The organism is Brucella pseudogrignonensis (assembly GCF_002252525.1).
GTDB classification, from domain to species: Bacteria; Pseudomonadota; Alphaproteobacteria; order Rhizobiales; family Rhizobiaceae; genus Brucella; species Brucella pseudogrignonensis.
Genome location: NZ_NNRM01000017.1, coordinates 453,645 through 471,750 on the forward strand (window position 1 = coordinate 453,645; position 18,106 = coordinate 471,750).

Here is an 18,106-nt window from a genome sequence, read left to right on the forward strand (position 1 = left end):
CATGACTTCCAAAATTCTCTGCGTTGGTGCCCTCACCATGGACACCATTCTCCGCCTTGATGAGCTCCCACACGCGGCAGGCAAATATCTGCCGCGTGAAGCGGTCGAAATCGCAGCTGGCATGGCTTCAAGTGCAGCGGCTGCGATTGCCCGGCTCGGTGGCAACGTGGCGCTCTGGGCTTCTGCGGGGATTGATTCAGTAGGCGACCGCGCTGTCGCAGAGCTTTCAGCCGAAGGCATCGATTGCGCTTATATCCGGCGGCTGGAAGGCGCGCGCACTGCATTTTCTTCGATCCTCGTCGATGCGAATGGCGAACGCATTATCGTGCCGTTTTATGATCGCAGGCTTGCAAGTCCGTCTGATCCGGTGCCGCCGATTGCAGCGGGAACCTATGCGGCTGTTATGACCGATGTACGCTGGCCGTGGGCTGCTGAAACAGCACTAAGTGCTGCGCGCGATGCAGGTATTCCGGCCATTCTGGATGCCGATACCGCACCCGTCGAACTGTTGGAAACGCTGTTACCACTTGCAACTCATATTGTTGCATCGGAACCAGCCGCAATCAGCGTCACGGGCACGACGGACTTGCGTGAATGTGTCCGTATTCTCAGCAATCGCTATGATGTTTTCACATCTGTCACGGCTGGCGCAGATGGCTGCTATTGGGCGGAAGGTGCTGGCAAGCCTGTTTCCCATGTGGCGGGTTTCAAAGTCGATGCTGTGGATACGCTCGCTGCGGGCGACGTTTTCCACGGTGCTTTTGCGCATGGTCTTGTTGAGGGCAAGGGGATGACTGACATCATCCGCTTTGCCAATGCCGCTGCGGCCATCAAATGCGCGCGCTTTGGTGGACGTGCCGGTTCTCCAAGCCAGGATGAAGTTGTTTCCTTCATCGAAACCGGTATTGTTCCAGCCCGATAAGCTGGGTTTCAATCGTAGACCTTCCTCATCCTGAGCCGGTGTGAAGTGCTGCCTGAAAGGGTGAGGGCAGCGCATGCCGGCGTTCTGGGCCGAGCCAAACTTACCGAACTCCGAGTTCTCCCACGCTCTCCCAAAATCATCCGAATGCACACTGAACACGAATTGACTCTTTACTAACATGTTAGTATGTGCAAACTTAAAGTTCAAACTTGGGAGGAGCCAGTTTTGGCACATAATCATTCTGGGCAGGAGCGCTTCGGGCTCTCTGCAGCGCTTACCACGCCATTCGATGCTGATGGCAAAATCGATGTCAGCCGGGCGCTGAAACATGCTCGCGCGCGCCTCGATAATGGCTGCTCAAGCGTCACCTTGTTTGGCACCACCGGCGAAGGTTCGTCGATTGCCGATGCTGAACGCGCTGCTCTTCTCGATGCATTTATCGCAGGCGGCTTCCCTGCTTCCAACATTGTTGTCGGCGTCATGGAAAATTCGGTTGCCGATGCTGTCCTTCAGTCGGCCGATGCGCTGCGTCGCGGTTGCAAGGCCATTCTTCTGGCTCCGCCTTCCTATTTCAAAAACCTCTCAGACGAGGGTCTGTTCAACTGGTTCTCGTCTGTCTTCAAAGGTTTGGGCGAAGATGCGCGCAGCATCATTCTCTACAATATTCCATCGGTGACAGCGGTTGAATTGTCGGTCGATCTCATCAGTCGTCTTCGTGCAGCTTTTGGCGGCATCATCACCGGCGTGAAGGATTCTTCCGGCACCTGGGCCTATACGGAAAAGCTGCTTGCAGCCCACAAAGATATTGCGATCCTTATCGGCGATGAACGTGATCTTGCTGCCGGTGTACGGCTTGGTGGACAGGGTGCGATTTCAGGCATGGCCAATCTGTTCCCGGATCGTCTTTTGCGCATGGTCAATGACGGTCAGGATGATGCTGAACTCGTCGGTGCCGTGCAGCAGCTGCTGAACTAACCGGTAACGCCTGCGGTCAAGGCCATGGTTGCGCGTCATACGGGTGACAAGGAATGGCGTCGCGTGCGCGCACCGCTGATTTCACTCAATGACGCGGATTTCGATGCAATTGGTAGTGTATTCGACCGTTTGCATCTGGCAAAAGCGGCCTAATCGCGGCATAAGCCTCGATAACAAAAAAGGGAATGGCTTTGGTGGACGATCACAACGAACCGGTAAAATTGCGGGATAAGGCTTATCAGAGCTTCACCCAGCATTTGCTGGCGCGTGATTTTCATCCGGGTCAGTTCGTTTCGCAGCGCCAGCTCGTCACCATGACGGGCTTGCCGCTGGGTGCGATCCGCGAACTGATCCCGCGTCTTGAAGCGGAAGGTCTAATCAAGACCGTGCCGCAGCGCGGGCTCCAGATCGCGCATATCGATCTTAATCTGATCCGTGAAGCGTTTCAGTTTCGCCTTTTCATCGAAAAAGAGTCGATCGCGATTTTCTGCCAGTCGGCTTCCGATGAATTGCTGCGCTCGCTGCGTGCTGCCCATGAAGATACGCTCAACCGCGCGATGAGCGAAGGTGAAACGCCGGAGCTTGAAGAGCAGGCACAGAATATCGACTGGAGCATGCATGATACGATTGTCGGCTCACTCGATAATGAAATTATCTGGCGTGCCTATCAGACCAATACGATCAAGATGCGTCTGATCAATCAGGAGCGCTTCCGCATCACCGGGCGCGTTATCCCGGTCATGCAGGAACATCTTTCTGTGCTGAGTGCAATCGAAACCCGAGACCCGCAGACCGCCATGGATGCCATCGCCGTTCACATCAATAATGCACGGAAGCTGGCTTTGCAGATTTAACAACCGAGGCCGGGCAAGAGGAGTTGCCGGGTTGAAGGAATCAATGGGCCAGGAAGGCCTAAGGGGAGGAGCATGTAATGAATCTATTACGTCCAACACGTCGCCAGTTTTTGGCAGGCACAGCGGCTATTGCCGCCACAGGTGTAACAGGCATCAGCCCATCTTTCGCGCAGTCGGGTGTCGACTGGAAGAAATATGCGGGCACAACGCTCGAAGTTAATCTCATCAAAAGTCCGCGCGGTGAAATCCTTCAGAAATATCAAAAGGAATTCGAAGAGCTGACTGGCATCAAGGTTAATTCCGAACAGATGCCAGAACAGCAGCAGCGCCAGAAGGCCGTGATCGAGCTGACTTCGGGTCGTCCGAGCTTCGACGTCATCCATATCAGCTATCACGTTCAGAAGCGCCAGTTTGAAAAGGGCGGCTGGCTTGCCGATCTCAATCCGTTCCTGAAAGACCCGACGCTGACCGATGCGTCGCTCACCGAAGATGATTTCGCAAGTGCTGGCCTAACCTTCGCCAAGGATGCCAATGGCCGCTTCGGCGCACTGCCGTTCTCGGTCGATTACTGGATCATCTACTGGAACAAGGAACTCTTTGCCGCCAAGGGCATCGAATTCCCGAAAACCTTCGAAGAGCTGGTTGCAGCGGCAGAAGCGCTTACCGATCCATCGACAAATACATATGGTTTCGTCGCGCGCGGCATGAAGAATGCCAATGCTCCGGTCTATACCAGCCTTCTGCTCGGCTATGGCAAGCAGTCGGTTGATGCGGACGGCAACCTGCAGACGGATTCGGCTGAAGGTATTGAAGCCGCCAAGCTCTATCAGCGTCTGATGACCAAATCAGCACCTCCCGGTGTTGCAGGCTTCAACTGGGCTGAATGCCAGTCGAACTTCCTGCAGGGCCGCGTTGGCATGTGGCTCGACGGTATCGGCTTTGCGCCGCCACTCGAAGACCCGAACAAGTCCCGCGTTGTCGGCAAGGTTGGTTATGGCGTTATGCCAGCAGGCCCGAATGCACAGGCAGCGCCAACGACAGGTGATGGCATCGGCGTGACCGAAGCCTCGAAGAACAAGGAAGCCGCATATCTTTACTGCCAGTGGGCCATTTCCAAGGAAATGGGTGCTCGCCTGTTGCAGTCGGGATCGGGCGTTCCGTTCCGCAAGTCGATCATCGACGATGCAGATGTGCGTAAGGGTGTCACCATGCCGGAAGGCTGGGTCGAAGCTCTCTCGAAATCTGCACCAATCAGCCAGCTCTGCCTGCCGGTCATCGTGCCTGTCACGGAATTCCGCGACATTATCGGTGTTGGCCTCACCAATCTTCTCAATGGTGCAGACGCAGAAGCTGAAATGAAACGCGCGACGGAAGAATTCCGTCCGGTCCTCGCACGGAGCGAAGGAAAATGACATCTGCCGCCCCGATAGGAGCAAAAACGGGAGCTGCTGCCAAAGCAGCTTCCTCCACCAAGACGGCCACAAACCGTCTGCGGCCAAGTTACTGGCCGTTTGTTCTTCCTGCCTTGATCACTGTCGGGGCGGTGATCGTCTTCCCATGGGTGTTTACACTCTGGATGAGTACCAACCAGTGGCAGCTTGGCGGCGAGCAGAGCTTTGTCGGTTTTGACAATTATCTGCGTCTTGCGACCGATATGCGCTTCTGGGAATCCATGTGGCACACGGTTGTTTACACGGTTCTGTCCGTCGTGGCCCCGATGATATTGGGTACGATTGCAGCGCTGGTGTTTGACAGCAAACTGCCCATGCGCGGGCTGCTGCGCGGTATCTTCGTCATGCCAATGATGGCAACACCGGTGGCGGTCGCGCTGGTTTGGACGATGATGTATCACCCACAGCTGGGTGTGCTGAACTATCTCCTGTCGCTGATCGGCATTCCGCCGCAGGAATGGATCTTCAATCAGAGCACGGTTATCCCGTCGCTGGTAGCTGTTGAAACCTGGCAGTGGACGCCGCTGGTCATGCTGATCGTGCTGGGTGGCCTTGCATCCATGCCGCGCGATCCGTTTGAAAGCGCGGAAATTGATGGCGCCAATGGCTGGCAGAAATTCCGTTACATCACGCTTCCGATGATCCTGCCATTTATCATGGTTGCCGTTATCATCCGCTCGATTGATGCGCTGAAAAGCTTCGACATCATCTTTGCAATGACGCAAGGCGGTCCAGGAACGGCATCGGAAACCATCAATATCTATCTCTATAATGTGGCGTTTTCTTACTATGACATTGGTTACGGCTCGGCGATTGCTGTGGTGTTCTTTGTTGTCATTATCGCCATGTCGATGATCCTTCTGGCGCTGCGCCAGCGGACCAAGTGGAACAGCTGAGGACAGGTCATGGCAAGCAAGTCTATTCTTTCAAAGCTTGGCACGGCACTCGTGGTGTTCGTCATCGTGTCGCCTGCAATCTTCTTCTTCGTCTGGATGCTGTCGCTTTCCTTGAAATATGAAATCGACAATGGCGCTTATCCGCCCATCCTGATCCCTGACCGCATAGCATGGTCAAACTATACCGGGATTTTCGAAACCAATGACTTCCTGCTCTATTTCTGGAACAGTCTTCTGGTCACAGGAACCGCGACCCTGCTGGCATTGATTGTCGGCGTTCCGGCAGGCTACGGCATTGCGCGACTGCGTGCCAACAAGTCGGCAATCGTCATCATGATTGCGCGTATGACACCGGGCCTGTCTTATCTGATCCCGCTGTTCCTGTTGTTCCAGACGCTGGGTCTTCTCGGCACGCTCTGGCCGCAGATCATCATTCATCTGGTCGTCACCGTTCCAATCGTGATCTGGATCATGATCGGCTATTTCGAGACAACACCGATGGAGCTTGAAGAAGCAGCCATTATCGATGGTGCTTCCTCGTGGCAGGTGTTCATGAAGGTGGCACTCCCGATCGCCAAGCCCGGCGTTGTGGTGTCGCTCATCCTCGCGGTGATCTTCTCGTGGAACAATTTCGTTTTCGGCATCGTGCTTGCAAGTCGCGAGACACGCACCCTGCCGGTCGCAGTTTACAACATGCTGTCCTTTGAACAGGTCAGCTGGGGTCCGCTTGCAGCTGCAGCCCTTGTGGTCACATTGCCGGTCCTGTTGCTAACCGTTTTCGCACAGCGCCAGATCGTTGCAGGTCTGACAGCAGGCGCCGTCAAATAAGAGTTGAGGTTCAAGATGGCATCTGTATCCATCCGAAATGCAATCAAGAAATATGGCAATGTCGGCGTTCTGCATGGCGTGTCGGTTAATATCGAAGACGGCGAATTTGTCGTTCTGGTTGGCCCGTCGGGCTGCGGAAAATCCACGCTCCTGCGCATGATCGCAGGGCTTGAGGAAATCAGCGATGGTGAAATCGCCATTGGTCCGCGTGTGGTAAATGACCTGCGCGCCAAGGAACGCGATATCGCCATGGTGTTCCAGAATTATGCGCTCTATCCGCATATGACGGTTGCCGACAATATGGGCTTCGCGCTCATGCTGAAAAACGCACCGAAGGAAGAACGCGACAGCCGTGTTAATCGCGCGGCGGAAATCCTCGGCCTCAACAAGCTGCTCGACCGCTTTCCACGCCAGCTTTCCGGCGGTCAGCGTCAGCGTGTGGCTATGGGCCGTGCGATTGTTCGCGATCCGCAGGTGTTTCTGTTTGACGAACCGCTGTCCAATCTCGATGCCAAGCTGCGCGTGCAGATGCGTGGCGAGATCAAGGGACTGCATCAGCGTTTGAAGACCACCACGATTTATGTGACCCACGATCAGATCGAAGCCATGACCATGGCAGACAAGATCGTCGTCATGCGCGATGGTCTGGTGGAGCAGATCGGTGCGCCGCTCGATCTCTATGATCGTCCGGCCAATATGTTTGTCGCGGGCTTTATCGGCTCACCATCGATGAACTTCGTCAATGGCAAGATCGAAGAAGGTTCGTTTGTGGCAGATGGCGGCTTCCGTATGCCGCTTCCTGAAGGCGATTATGCAAGTCTTTCGGGCAAGGCTGTTTATGGTATGCGCCCTGAGCATATGAAGATAGCCGATAACGGCGTACCGGTCACAGTCGAGATCGTTGAGCCGACTGGTTCGGAAATCATGGTCATGGGCAAGCTCGGCGACCAGCCAGTCACCTGCCTGTTCCGTGAACGCCTGACCGTGCGTCCGGGTGATGTGCTGACCATCGCGGTTGATCCGGCAACGAGCCATGTGTTTGAGCCGGAAAAAGGCATGCGCGTTAGTCGCTAAATCATCTGTCAGCAATGAAAAACGCCGGGGTTTTCCCCGGCGTTTTTGATATTTGTTTTACGCGCATCTTATCTGATCGGAGCGGGAACAGAAATTAGTCCAGTGGACTAATTTCCCCGCGTAGGCGGTTCCCACTTTTCGGGATGCGCTCTATTCAGCAGCTTCTTTTACAGCCATCGGGTTATTCGGATGGGTTGTCCAGTTGGCATATTGTGCCGGGATCGGTGCCTTGGTGCGCGGATCGAAATCGCCGATCTGCTCCATGGTGATGCAATCCTCGACCGGGCAGACATTGACGCAAAGATTGCAGCCAACGCATTCCTCATCGATCACCTCAAAGTGCCGCGCACCATTCACCAGATTGGTGATTGCCTGATGTGAGGTGTCTTCGCAGGCAATATGGCAACGACCGCACTTGATGCAGGAATCCTGATCAATCCGTGCCTTGGTGACATAATTGAGGTTGAGATACTGCCAGTCACTCACATGCCCCACGGCCATGCCGCGGAAATCATCAAGCGTCTGATAGCCTTTGCTGTCCATCCAGTCGGAAAGACCGTCGATCATTTCCTCAACGACCTTGAAACCATAGGTCATTGCAGCAGTACAGACCTGAACGGTGCCGCAGCCGAGCGCGATAAATTCAGCAGCATCGCGCCATGTGGTAATACCGCCAATGCCTGAAATCGGCAGGCCATAGGTTTCAGGATCGCGTGCAATTTCCGCCACCATGTTCAGCGCAATCGGCTTGACCGCCGGTCCGCAATAACCGCCGTGGCTGCCGCGACCGTCAATGGACGGAACCGGCGACATGCTGTCGAGATCGACCGACACAATGGAATTGATCGTGTTGATCAGCGATACAGCATCGGTGCCATTGGCCTTTGCGCCGCGTGCAGGTTTGCGGATATCGGTGATGTTTGGTGTCAGCTTGGTGATCACCGGCATACGACTATATTGCTTGCACCATTTCACAACCATGCCGACATATTCCGGCACCTGACCGACGGCCGCACCCATGCCGCGTTCGCTCATGCCGTGCGGACAACCGAAGTTCAGTTCGATGCCGTCAGCGCCGGTTTCTTCCACCAGTGGCAGAATGGCTTTCCATGCTTCTTCTTCGCACGGCACCATGATCGATGCGATCAATGCGCGGTCGGGCCAACGCATCTTCACTTCTTTCATTTCACGAAGGTTCACTTCGAGCGGGCGGTCGGTGATCAGCTCGATATTGTTAAGACCAAGCAGACGCCGGTCAGCGCCATGGATAGCGCCATAGCGCGGACCATTAACATTGACCACCGGCGGGCCTTCGGAACCCAACGTTTTCCAGACCACGCCACCCCAACCAGCCTTGAAAGCACGCTCGACATTGTAAGCTTTGTCAGTCGGCGGAGCCGAAGCCAGCCAGAACGGGTTTGGCGACTTGATGCCGAGGAAGTTCGTTGAAAGATCAGCCATGTTTACTCTCCTCAGCCCTGTTCCTGGCCCAAAGGCACACTGCGGTCACGATGAGTAGACGGAGTTGGCGCATGAAGCGCGCCGCCCGACAGCACCGCATCGGCAAAGCCTTCAATCGCTTCGGGACGTTTCGTCAGCGTCGCATGGATGGATTCAGCGGCAACCTTGCCGTCTTCCACCGATGCAACGGTCAGATCCTGTCCACCTGCAACGCAGTCGCCCCCCGCCCAAATGCCCTCAACGGATGTGCGACGTTCATCATCGACGCTAATGCGTCCTTTGGAGAGTCCGATGCCTGAACCTGCAATTGGCTCTGGTTCAAACTTCTGACCGATTGCCTTGAAAACCTGATCGGCTTCAAGAATGAGATATTCGCCGGTGCCGGAAAGCTTGCCGCTATCGGCATTGGTATATTCGAATACTACGGCATTGACGGTGCCGTCGTCGCTCCGCTCAAGTGCATGTGGCTGCAACCAGTGACGGATCACCACGCCGTGGATCTGCGCCAATTCCTGTTCATAGGCGCTGGCATTCATGCTTTCCTGACCGCGACGATAAACGATGGTCACGTTTTCAGCACCGAGCTTCTTGGTCTGGATGGCAACGTCCACTGCGGTCATGCCGCCACCGATAACCACAACATGACGGCCAACAGGCAGAGACGCGAGGTCTTTTGCCTGACGTAGATTGGCGATGTAATCAACGGCATCGATCACGTTGGGCGCGTCTTCGCCAACAAGTCCCAGATCATTCACGCCGGGCATTCCCATGCCGAGGAACACCGCATCATAGCCCGCTTTTAAGGCTTCAATCGTGATGTCCTGACCGAGTGTCTGGTTATACTCGATATTGATCGCGCCGATTTTCAGCACGAATTCCAGTTCGCGCTGGGCAAAATTATTGACCGTCTTATAGGCGGCAATACCATATTCATTAAGACCGCCGCCCTTGGGGCGCGCTTCAAAAATCGTCACCCTAGACCCAAGCATCGCAAGGCGGTGCGCCGCAGAAAGGCCCGCTGGACCTGCGCCAACAATGGCGATGTGCTTGCCGGTATCAGGTGCGCGCTTGAATGGGTGATTGCCGGTTTCCATCAAAACATCGGTGGCATAACGCTGCAATTCACCAATCTTGACCGGCTTACCTTCCGAAGTTTCGCGAACACACACTTCTTCGCACAGCGTTTCGGTCGGGCAAACGCGGGCGCACATGCCACCCAGAATGTTTTCTGAAAGAATGGTCTTTGCCGCACCAATTGCATTGCCGGTATTGATCTGGCGAATGAAACGCGGAATGTCGATGCTGGTAGGACATGCATTCATGCAAGGCGCATCATAGCAATAATAGCAGCGGTCGGATTCAACGAGGGCTTCATGCTTGTTGAGCGGCGGATGCAGATCATCGAAAACATGCGCATAATCGGCCTTTTCCAGCCGCGAGCCATGGATATCAGGCCCGTTTGCGTGTCCCGGATTATCAATTGCATCAATAGGTGAATTCTCTGCTGATCTCATCGATCGCATCTCCCATTTTTGCTTGTTAAGGCGCGGGTTCCCTTTGCGCACCTTGAACTCTGTTCCGGGCTGCGATCTTTATCGTCGCGTGATGCCCGTTAATGACAGGATGACAGATTTTTACGGAAGGTCAAATTTTTTATCATCTGGTCAATTTATGACTTTTAGGCACCACAAATGTAGAAAAGGCCCGGCTTTGGAAGCACGGGCCTTTGTAACTTGATGGGAGCATAAAATCAGATTGTCTCTGACTTGATAATATTGTTGTCAGAGGTTTCGTCTGTCTCAGCGCCCGGGAAAGCTTCAGCTTCTTTAGGAAGGGCAGGGCGTGAGCTTAGCACCAGCGCACAGCCAGCAATGATGACGGCCGCTCCGACAAACTGGATGATGGAGAGCTGTTCTTTCAGGAAAACCGCGCCCACCAGAACCGCAATCACGGTGACTGCAAATTCTACGCTAATGGCTTTTGTTGGTCCGACGTTTCCGACCAGTCTGAAATAAAGCACATAGGTGAGGGCGCTCATCACGCAGGCCGAAATCAGCAGGTAGATGAAGTCAACAAGTCCCGGCATAGCTGGTACAGGGATGGCAACGATCAGTGGCAAAGTCAGGATGCCGCCAAAGACGAATGCGCCAATGGTGGTTTCCCATGAGCCAGTGGTTGAAAGGCGACGGCTTGCATAATTGCTGCCGAAAGCTGCCGAGAAGCAGGAGAAAAGTACAGCCACACAGCCCATGATAAATTCAGGCGTAACCGCAACTGCCGGGAAGCCGACCAGAAGCACGATGCCCGTCACACCGAGCAGCAGACCGATCAGGCCGCGTGATGTAATGCGCTCAAGCCCCCAGAGCTGGCTGATGACCATCGAAAAAAGCGGAATGGATGCAACGCAGATCGCGGCCATCGCCGTTCCAATGAGTGGTGTTCCGTAGGAAAGGCCGATCAGCTGGCCCGCAACGGTGGTTGCACCAACAACGGCAAAGGGTTTCCATCCAGCGTGAAAATCAAGCTTGCGCCCGGAAAGTTTGGCGATTGCAAACAGTGTTCCTGCGGCAATGAAGGAGCGGAAGGCAACGGCGCCCACCCAGCCGAAGGCCTCGACCACGCGCAGCACCACGAGGAACGATAGCCCCCATGCAATGGCTAGGAAAATATAGGTCGCGGTGTCTCTGGGTTTCATGCCGATAGGCCTTCATCATGCTGCTGGATTATCGACTACCTCATAGGGACGAAAAGCAAAAACGCTTTCCCATCTATTCTCATACCATCTTGGAATGAAATTATGCCGTTTTTGCAGCGGCATTTTGTGCCGCTTTTTGTGCCGCCGCAGCACCGATATTGGCAAAGAAGCGATCCGCAATCTTGCGGGCGACCGAACCGAGCAGTTTCGACCCAAGTTGTGCGATCTTGCCACCAGCATCGCCACGGATCACGTAGCTCAGGATCGTGTCATTGCCATCTTCAGTCAGAGTCACGTCGGTGTCGCCATGCGCAAAGCCGGCAATAGAGCCTTCACCGCGCCCGGAGATCGTATAGGAGGCAGGCGGGTTCATGTTGGAGAGTTCAAGCATTCCATGGAAACGCACTTTGATCACACCGAGGCTGACTTTCAGCGCGGCTCGAATTTCTGTTTCAGACAGACGTTCCAGATCTTCGCAGCCGGGAATGCAGTTTTTTAGCGTATCGATGTCGTTGAGTGCGTCCCAGACGGCCTGCCGGGGTGCGCTAATTCTCTCTTCTCCGACGAGGTCCATGCTTTGACTAAACTCCTGATCAACCTAAATTGATGCATATGCATATATGGAACCACATCAAAAGGAAAATTTCTGTAATTTAACGGATGCATTTCTCGAATAAACTGCTTAATTATCCGCAATTAAATCGATTTGATTGACTGGGAGTACCATCATGGCAAGAGACACGGCGAAGCTTGAAGCAACGGTCGCAAAGCTGAAGAAACATTGGGCGGAATCTGCACCAAAAGACATGCGTGCCGCATTCAAAGCCGATCCGGGCCGTTTTGAGCGTTATTCGCTGTCGCTTCATGATCTGCTGTTCGACTGGTCGAAGGCCCGCGTCAATGATGAGACGGTTGCACTTCTGACCGAACTTGCAAAGGCGGCTGATGTTGAAGGCCGTCGCGCTGCAATGTTTGCAGGTGAGCACATCAACAACACCGAAGATCGCGCTGTTCTGCATGTGGCCCTTCGCGACACCACGTCGAAAGAAGTGCTGGTCGATGGCCACAACGTCCTGCCGGACGTGAAGGAAGTGCTCGACCGTATGGCTGCCTTCTCCGATGGCATCCGCTCCGGCTCCATCAAGGGTGCGACAGGCAAGAAGATCACCGATATCGTCAATATCGGGATCGGCGGTTCCGATCTCGGCCCGGTCATGGCGACGATTGCGCTTTCGCCTTACCATGATGGCCCACGCGCACATTATGTGTCGAACATCGATGGCGCGCATATTGCCGACACGCTCAATGTGCTTGATCCGGCAACGACACTCATCATCGTAGCGTCGAAGACCTTCACCACCATCGAAACCATGACCAACGCGCAGACCGCGCGCAAATGGATTGCGGATGCTCTGGGTGAAGATGCCGTTGGTGCACATTTTGCTGCCGTCTCGACCGCGCTTGATAAGGTTGCCGCATTCGGTATCGGCGAAGAGCGCGTCTTTGGTTTCTGGGATTGGGTCGGCGGTCGTTATTCGGTCTGGTCGGCGATTGGCCTGCCAGTGATGATCGCTATTGGTGCAGATAATTTCCGCAAGTTCCTTGCTGGCGCACATTCGATGGACGTGCATTTCCGTGATGCGCCGCTGGAAAAGAACCTGCCAATCTGGCTCGGCCTTATCGGCTATTGGCACCGCGCTATCTGCGATTATTCCAGCCGCGCAGTCATCCCTTATGATCAGCGTTTGGCGCGTGTTCCAGCCTATCTCCAGCAGCTCGACATGGAATCGAACGGCAAGAGCGTGACGGTTGACGGCAAGCCGGTTTCCGGCCCAACGGGTCCGGTTGTCTGGGGTGAGCCTGGTACGAATGGCCAGCACGCTTTCTTCCAGCTGCTGCATCAGGGCACCGACACCATTCCGCTCGAATTCATCGTTGCGGCAAAGGGCCATGAAAAGCATCTTGATCATCAGCACGAAATGTTGCTCGCCAACTGCCTTGCGCAGTCGGAAGCCTTGATGAAGGGCCGTACGCTCGATGAAGCCCGCGCGCAGCTCCAGTCTAAGAAGCTGCCCGAAGCGGAAGTCGAACGCATTGCACCGCATCGCGTGTTCTCCGGTAACCGTCCGTCGCTCACCCTTGTTCACGACAAGCTGGATCCGTTTGCATTCGGTCGCCTGATCGCTCTTTACGAACATCGCGTGTTCGTGGAAGCGCAGATTTTCGGCATCAATGCGTTTGACCAGTGGGGCGTGGAACTTGGCAAGGAACTCGCAACCGAGCTTCTTCCGGTTGTTTCGGGTGCCGAATCTGCTGAAGGCAAAGACGCTTCGACAGTGGGCCTCGTTGCCCATTTGCATGCACGCCGCAAAGCCTGATATTACAAACAGGTGGATAAGGATAAAGCCGGGTTTCACACCCGGCTTTTTTTCCGTCTAGGTATGAAGTGCTGAATGAAAATGGGAACTGAAATGAAGACCGAGATTATCGAGTTTGCCGGCGATGTACCGGGTAACGCCATTGAACTGCGTGTGCTGCGCTTTGCAGGCAAAGACAGCGATGCACCGACCGCCTATCTGCAATCGTCGCTGCATGGCGGTGAATTACCGGGACAGGCTGCTCTGCATTTTCTCGTTCCGATGCTGAAAAAAGCATCTGAAGAAGGCCGCATTCTCGGCAATATCACGGTTATCCCACAGGCAAATCCGATTGGCTCGAACCAGTGGCAGGCACATCAGCATCTGGGCCGTTTCGAGTTTTTCTCGGCGGTTAATTTCAATCGCGCTTTCCCGCTGCTGCCGGATTTCGACACGTCTGAATTGCCCGGCCCGGACGCGCCGGTAGCGCTTGCACAGCGTCTGAAAAGCACACTTCTGAAGCTTGCTCTCGAAAATGACATTGTGCTCGATCTTCATTGCGATGATGAAAGCGAAAACTACGTCTATATCGCCAAGGAATTTGTGGAAGACATGAAGGATCTGGCCGTGGCACTCGGCTCGACCGCGATCCTCGCATGGGACACGACAGCGGATGCAGCTTTTGAGGAAGCCTGCGCGCATCCTGTTCTGCAATTGCCTGCCGATAAGCGCAACATGAAGCGCCGCGCCGTCACTACGGTTGAATTCCGGGGCTTAAGCGATGTCTATGCTGACATGGGCAAAGGTGATGCCGAAGGCCTTTACAAGTTCCTCGTCCATCGTGGTGTCATTGTCGACGAAAGCGTAAAGCTCGATCTCGACTACAAGGGCCTCATCACGCCGCTTGAAAATGTAGAGATGCTGCGCGCGCCGGAAGGCGGTATGGTGCTTTATCATGTGGTTCCGGGCGATGTGGTGGAGGCGGGTGCAAAGCTTGTGACCGTCGTGACCCGTCCGGGTGAACCGGAAGGCGACATTACGCTGACCGCGCCGCAGGCAGGCCGTATTCTCACGCGCCGGACACTGCGTTATGTCCGCCGTGGTGACGATTTGCTGAAACTGCTCGGCTCAAAGCCTTCGGCAGTCAAGAAACGTTCCGGTGCGTTAGAGGCATGAGTGCATCCCTTTCCTCCGAAAAGTTGAAATCAATCCGTGCCATCCTGTTCGATAAGGATGGCACATTGATCGATTTTGACCGCACATGGTTTACCGTGTCGTGGAACCTCGCGCAGCGCACCGCCAATGGCGATGAGCATCGTGCACGCTCGCTGCTCGACGCTGGCGGTTATGACTGGGAAGCATCGCGTTTTCGCGCCAATTCGGTGATTGCTGCCGGTACGGTCGAAGACATCGTTCAGCTCTGGCACCCGGATATTGACGAGGCTGGTTTCAAAGCCAAGATCGCTGAGTTTGACAGTTATACGGTTGCTGAAGGTGCGCGTTCTGCGGTTGCAATTGAAGGCTTGAAGGAAACCTTGGAAACCCTTCGTGAAATGGGTTTTGTCCTTGGCATTGCGACTAACGATTCAGAAGCGGGCGCCCATGCCACAGCCAAGGCGCTGGGGATCGACCATTTGTTTGATGTCGTGATCGGCTATGACACGGCAGAGCGCCCAAAGCCATTTGCAGACCCATTGCTCTATTTTGCGAAAAAAGTGGGCCTTGAACCGGGCGCAATCGCCATGGTCGGCGATAATCTGCACGATCTAGAAACGGCACATGCTGCAAAAGCTGGTCTTGGTGTTGGCGTTCTGTCCGGCAACAGCCCACGCGAAGCGCTTGAGCCTCACGCCGATGTGGTGCTTGATTCCATCGCTGATCTGCCAGCTTTGTTCAAATGATCCTGGCTGGATGGTAAAACGCCATCCAGCAGCCATTCTGTCATTTCCGGCCAAAGACTTTGAGAAAATCGCGAGCGGAAAAAGCCGAGATGACCGATTGGCTGGCCGCCAGTGTCGGCTGGTGAATACCAGCGCTGCTCAATCGGCGCGCTGATATGATAGCTTAAAAAGTGATTGACGGCGCGCCGCGTTCCCCATTGATCATCTTCCAGTCCGACTGCAAGAACAGGCATTTTGACCTTGGCCAAAAGCTCAGCTGCGCCAAGCTGCGGATCGTCAAAGAAATAGTTCTTCATCCGGCACCACCGCGCCCAATCGCGGAATACCGATCCGGGGATTGGCTCGCCATTCATCCAGCGTGGCATATTAGGTGTGAGGTAGGAGACAGGCACGCCAACGATATTCATGCGTGGCCAGACCCATTTATCGTCCAGAAGATGCACTGCACCCGACATGGTTGCCACCATGCCATAACGTGAGAAACCGCTGGAACAATCAGAAATGCCCAATGCCTGTCCGCCAAACGATTGGCCGATGCCAACCGTCTCATGTCCTGGCGCAACTGCCTGCAAACAGCGGAGTGCGGCAGGAAAATCCTTAACGGCCCAATCCTTGAAACGGATTTCGGGTACTGCTTTGCGGGCACGGCGGGAAGCGGCGACGCCACGATAATCGTAAGTTAGAACCGCGCGCGCACCGTTGGCGATGAGGTGCTTGGCAAAGGCGGAATAAAAGCCTTGCGGCACGGCGGTTGCCGATGAAATCAGCACAAGGGGCTTTCTGCCTTCGCCATGGAACAGCTGCCCACAAAGTGGGAAGCCGTCGCTGGCTTCAAAGGTGACTTCTTCAATCATCGGCCCATTCCCTTTGACACAATGCTCTGCCGTCTGCGGCTCAGTAGAGCCGCAGTTTGTCATCCTTAATGATTGAGACTGTTTAGTCTCTAAGTTCACGACGCAGGATTTTGCCGACATTGGTTTTCGGCAGTGCGTCACGGAATTCGACTTCGCGCGGACGCTTATAGTTGGTGAGGCGCTGGGCGCAGAAGGACTTCACATCTTCCTCCGTCAGGTTAGGATCGCGGCGCACCACGTAGAGCTTCACGACTTCACCTGAATGTTCGTTTGGAATGCCGACGGCTGCCGATTCCACGATACCGGGATGTTCCGCAGCCACTTCCTCGATTTCATTCGGATAGACGTTGAAGCCGGAAACGAGGATCATGTCCTTCTTGCGGTCAACGATCTTGGTGAAGCCGTTTTCGTCCATGAAGCCCATATCGCCGGTACGGAAGAAACCGTCTGGCATGATAGCGCGGGAAGTTTCATCGGGGCGGTTCCAGTAGCCGAGCATGACCTGAGGGCCACGCACACAAATCTCGCCCACTTCCCCAAGCGGCTGATCCTTGCCGTCATCATCACGAATGACAATATCGGTCGATGGCATCGGAAGACCGATGGTCCCGCTAAACTCGGTCGCATCAAGTGCATTGGCTGACGCAACAGGCGAGGTTTCGGAAAGGCCATAGCCTTCCGTTATGTGACAACCGGTCATTTGCTGCCAGCGTTCAGCCACAGGGCGTTGCACCGCCATACCGCCACCCAGTGTGAGAATAAGCGGTTTGAAATTCAACGCTTTGAATTCATCATTGTTCATCAGGGCATTAAACAGGGTGTTGAGGCCCGGAAAAATATGGAACGGATATTTCTGCAGTTCTTTGACGAATGCAGGAATATCGCGCGGGTTGGGAATGAGGATATTGCGCGCGCCAAGCTTCATGCCGATCATCGCGTTCACGGTCAGCGCGAAGATATGATAGAGCGGCAATGCGCAAACGAAGTTGAGTTCCTTCGGTTTGCCCTTGTTCTGGAAGGCTACATCCATCCAGAGCTGCATCTGCTCAACATTGGCGAGAATATTGGTGTGGCTGAGCATTGCGCCTTTGGAAATGCCTGTGGTGCCGCCGGTATATTGCAGGAAGGCGAGGTCGGAGTTGCCGACCGGAACCGGGTTGAAGGATTTGCCGCGCCCCTGCGTCAACGCATCCTTGAAGCGCACATGGCCCGGAATATTCCATGCTGGCACCAGCTTCTTTACCTTGCGCACCACCAGATTGATGATGTGGCCTTTAAAGCCATGCATATCACCCATCGTGGCAACAATAATGTTCGGTACATGGATGGAAGCCAGTGATTTTTGAACTGTCGCTGCGAAGTTTTCGAGCACGACCAAAGCTTTTGCACCAGAGTCGTTTAGCTGATGCTGAAGCTCGCGCGGTGTATAAAGCGGGTTGACGTTGACGACGACCAGACCGGCACGAAGAATTGCCGAGATAGTAATCGGATACTGCAGAATATTTGGCATCATGACGGCGACGCGATCACCCTTGACCAATCCACGCGACTGAAGCCAGGCAGCAAGCCCGCGCGAGTTTTCGTCCAGATCCTTATAGGATAGATCCTTGCCCATGCAGGTGAATGCTGGCCTGTCTGCAAATTGACGGCACGCATTGGAGATCATGTCGCCAATTGAAGTGGCTTTGCTCAGATCAATCTCATGCGGAACGCTTTTCGGATAGGATTTCAGCCAAATCTTATCCAGTGCAGGTGATGCTTCAGCTGCAGTGCCCACTGCTGAGCTCGACGTGGTTTTGGTTTCTGTTGCCTTTTTTACCATGCCTTCTCCCCGGATT

Annotated in this window: 15 protein-coding genes and 1 pseudogene; 10 read left to right on the forward strand and 6 right to left on the reverse strand. The window is 54.6% G+C overall.

Annotated elements, in window-relative coordinates:
* The first annotated feature begins 1 nt into the window (after nt 1).
* From CEV34_RS08745 to CEV34_RS08775, 7 genes and pseudogenes are all read left to right on the forward strand, one after another.
* Nucleotides 2–922 (forward strand): PfkB family carbohydrate kinase, encoded by a 921-nt coding sequence (locus CEV34_RS08745; protein ID WP_007873464.1) that lies wholly within the window; start codon nt 2–4, stop codon nt 920–922.
* 225 nt (nt 923–1,147) lie between these two features.
* Nucleotides 1,148–2,050, forward strand: a pseudogene (locus CEV34_RS08750) (dihydrodipicolinate synthase family protein).
* Nucleotides 2,051–2,091: 41 nt separating this feature from the next.
* On the forward strand, nt 2,092–2,751 hold the full coding sequence (locus CEV34_RS08755) for a GntR family transcriptional regulator (protein ID WP_007873467.1): 660 nt from the start codon (nt 2,092–2,094) through the stop codon (nt 2,749–2,751).
* Nucleotides 2,752–2,828: 77 nt separating this feature from the next.
* The gene (locus CEV34_RS08760) at nt 2,829–4,163 is read left to right on the forward strand and encodes an ABC transporter substrate-binding protein (RefSeq protein WP_007873469.1); all 1,335 of its coding nucleotides are present in this window, start codon (nt 2,829–2,831) and stop codon (nt 4,161–4,163) included.
* Nucleotides 4,160–5,098: a carbohydrate ABC transporter permease gene (locus CEV34_RS08765; RefSeq protein ID WP_007873470.1), complete on the forward strand. Its 939-nt coding sequence runs from the start codon at nt 4,160–4,162 to the stop codon at nt 5,096–5,098. The genes CEV34_RS08760 and CEV34_RS08765 overlap by 4 nt, the downstream gene beginning before the upstream one ends.
* Before the next feature lie 9 nt (nt 5,099–5,107).
* The gene (locus CEV34_RS08770; protein WP_007873472.1) at nt 5,108–5,926 is read left to right on the forward strand and encodes a carbohydrate ABC transporter permease; all 819 of its coding nucleotides are present in this window, start codon (nt 5,108–5,110) and stop codon (nt 5,924–5,926) included.
* A 15-nt stretch (nt 5,927–5,941) separates the two neighbouring features.
* Nucleotides 5,942–7,000 (forward strand): ABC transporter ATP-binding protein, encoded by a 1,059-nt coding sequence (locus CEV34_RS08775; RefSeq protein ID WP_007873473.1) that lies wholly within the window; start codon nt 5,942–5,944, stop codon nt 6,998–7,000.
* Nucleotides 7,001–7,150: 150 nt separating this feature from the next.
* Here CEV34_RS08775 and preA read toward each other — a convergent pair whose 3' ends face one another.
* The 4 genes from preA to CEV34_RS08795 all read right to left on the reverse strand — a co-directional run bounded on the left by preA (nt 7,151) and on the right by CEV34_RS08795 (nt 11,730).
* Nucleotides 7,151–8,461, reverse strand: a complete 1,311-nt coding sequence (gene preA, locus CEV34_RS08780; protein ID WP_007873474.1) for an NAD-dependent dihydropyrimidine dehydrogenase subunit PreA — start codon at nt 8,459–8,461, stop codon at nt 7,151–7,153.
* A gap of 11 nt (nt 8,462–8,472) precedes the next feature.
* Nucleotides 8,473–9,984: an NAD(P)-dependent oxidoreductase gene (locus CEV34_RS08785; protein ID WP_179253477.1), complete on the reverse strand. Its 1,512-nt coding sequence runs from the start codon at nt 9,982–9,984 to the stop codon at nt 8,473–8,475.
* A gap of 227 nt (nt 9,985–10,211) precedes the next feature.
* A complete protein-coding gene (locus CEV34_RS08790) occupies nt 10,212–11,156 on the reverse strand; it encodes a DMT family transporter (protein WP_007873478.1) in 945 nt (314 codons plus the stop codon).
* A 100-nt stretch (nt 11,157–11,256) separates the two neighbouring features.
* Nucleotides 11,257–11,730, reverse strand: coding sequence for a CoxG family protein (locus tag CEV34_RS08795; RefSeq protein WP_007873480.1), 474 nt, complete (start codon nt 11,728–11,730; stop codon nt 11,257–11,259).
* Nucleotides 11,731–11,884: 154 nt separating this feature from the next.
* Here CEV34_RS08795 and pgi point away from each other — a divergent pair, with 154 nt between their 5' ends.
* The 3 genes from pgi to CEV34_RS08810 all read left to right on the forward strand — a co-directional run bounded on the left by pgi (nt 11,885) and on the right by CEV34_RS08810 (nt 15,414).
* A complete protein-coding gene (gene pgi / locus CEV34_RS08800) occupies nt 11,885–13,534 on the forward strand; it encodes a glucose-6-phosphate isomerase (protein ID WP_007873482.1) in 1,650 nt (549 codons plus the stop codon).
* Nucleotides 13,535–13,627: 93 nt separating this feature from the next.
* Entirely contained in the window at nt 13,628–14,689 is a 1,062-nt protein-coding gene (locus CEV34_RS08805; RefSeq protein ID WP_007873483.1) for a M14 family metallopeptidase, read from the forward strand.
* A complete protein-coding gene (locus CEV34_RS08810) occupies nt 14,686–15,414 on the forward strand; it encodes an HAD family hydrolase (protein WP_007873484.1) in 729 nt (242 codons plus the stop codon). Before CEV34_RS08805 ends, CEV34_RS08810 begins: the two co-directional genes overlap by 4 nt.
* Here CEV34_RS08810 and CEV34_RS08815 read toward each other — a convergent pair.
* Both CEV34_RS08815 and CEV34_RS08820 read right to left on the reverse strand, forming a co-directional pair.
* Nucleotides 15,360–16,268 carry an alpha/beta hydrolase family protein gene (locus CEV34_RS08815; protein ID WP_235819026.1) on the reverse strand — a complete coding sequence of 303 codons (909 nt, stop codon included), beginning with the start codon at nt 16,266–16,268 and terminating at the stop codon, nt 15,360–15,362. The genes CEV34_RS08810 and CEV34_RS08815 overlap by 55 nt on opposite strands.
* An 82-nt stretch (nt 16,269–16,350) precedes the next feature.
* Nucleotides 16,351–18,090 (reverse strand): long-chain fatty acid--CoA ligase, encoded by a 1,740-nt coding sequence (locus CEV34_RS08820; protein WP_007873486.1) that lies wholly within the window; start codon nt 18,088–18,090, stop codon nt 16,351–16,353.
* Nucleotides 18,091–18,106: the final 16 nt, after the last annotated feature.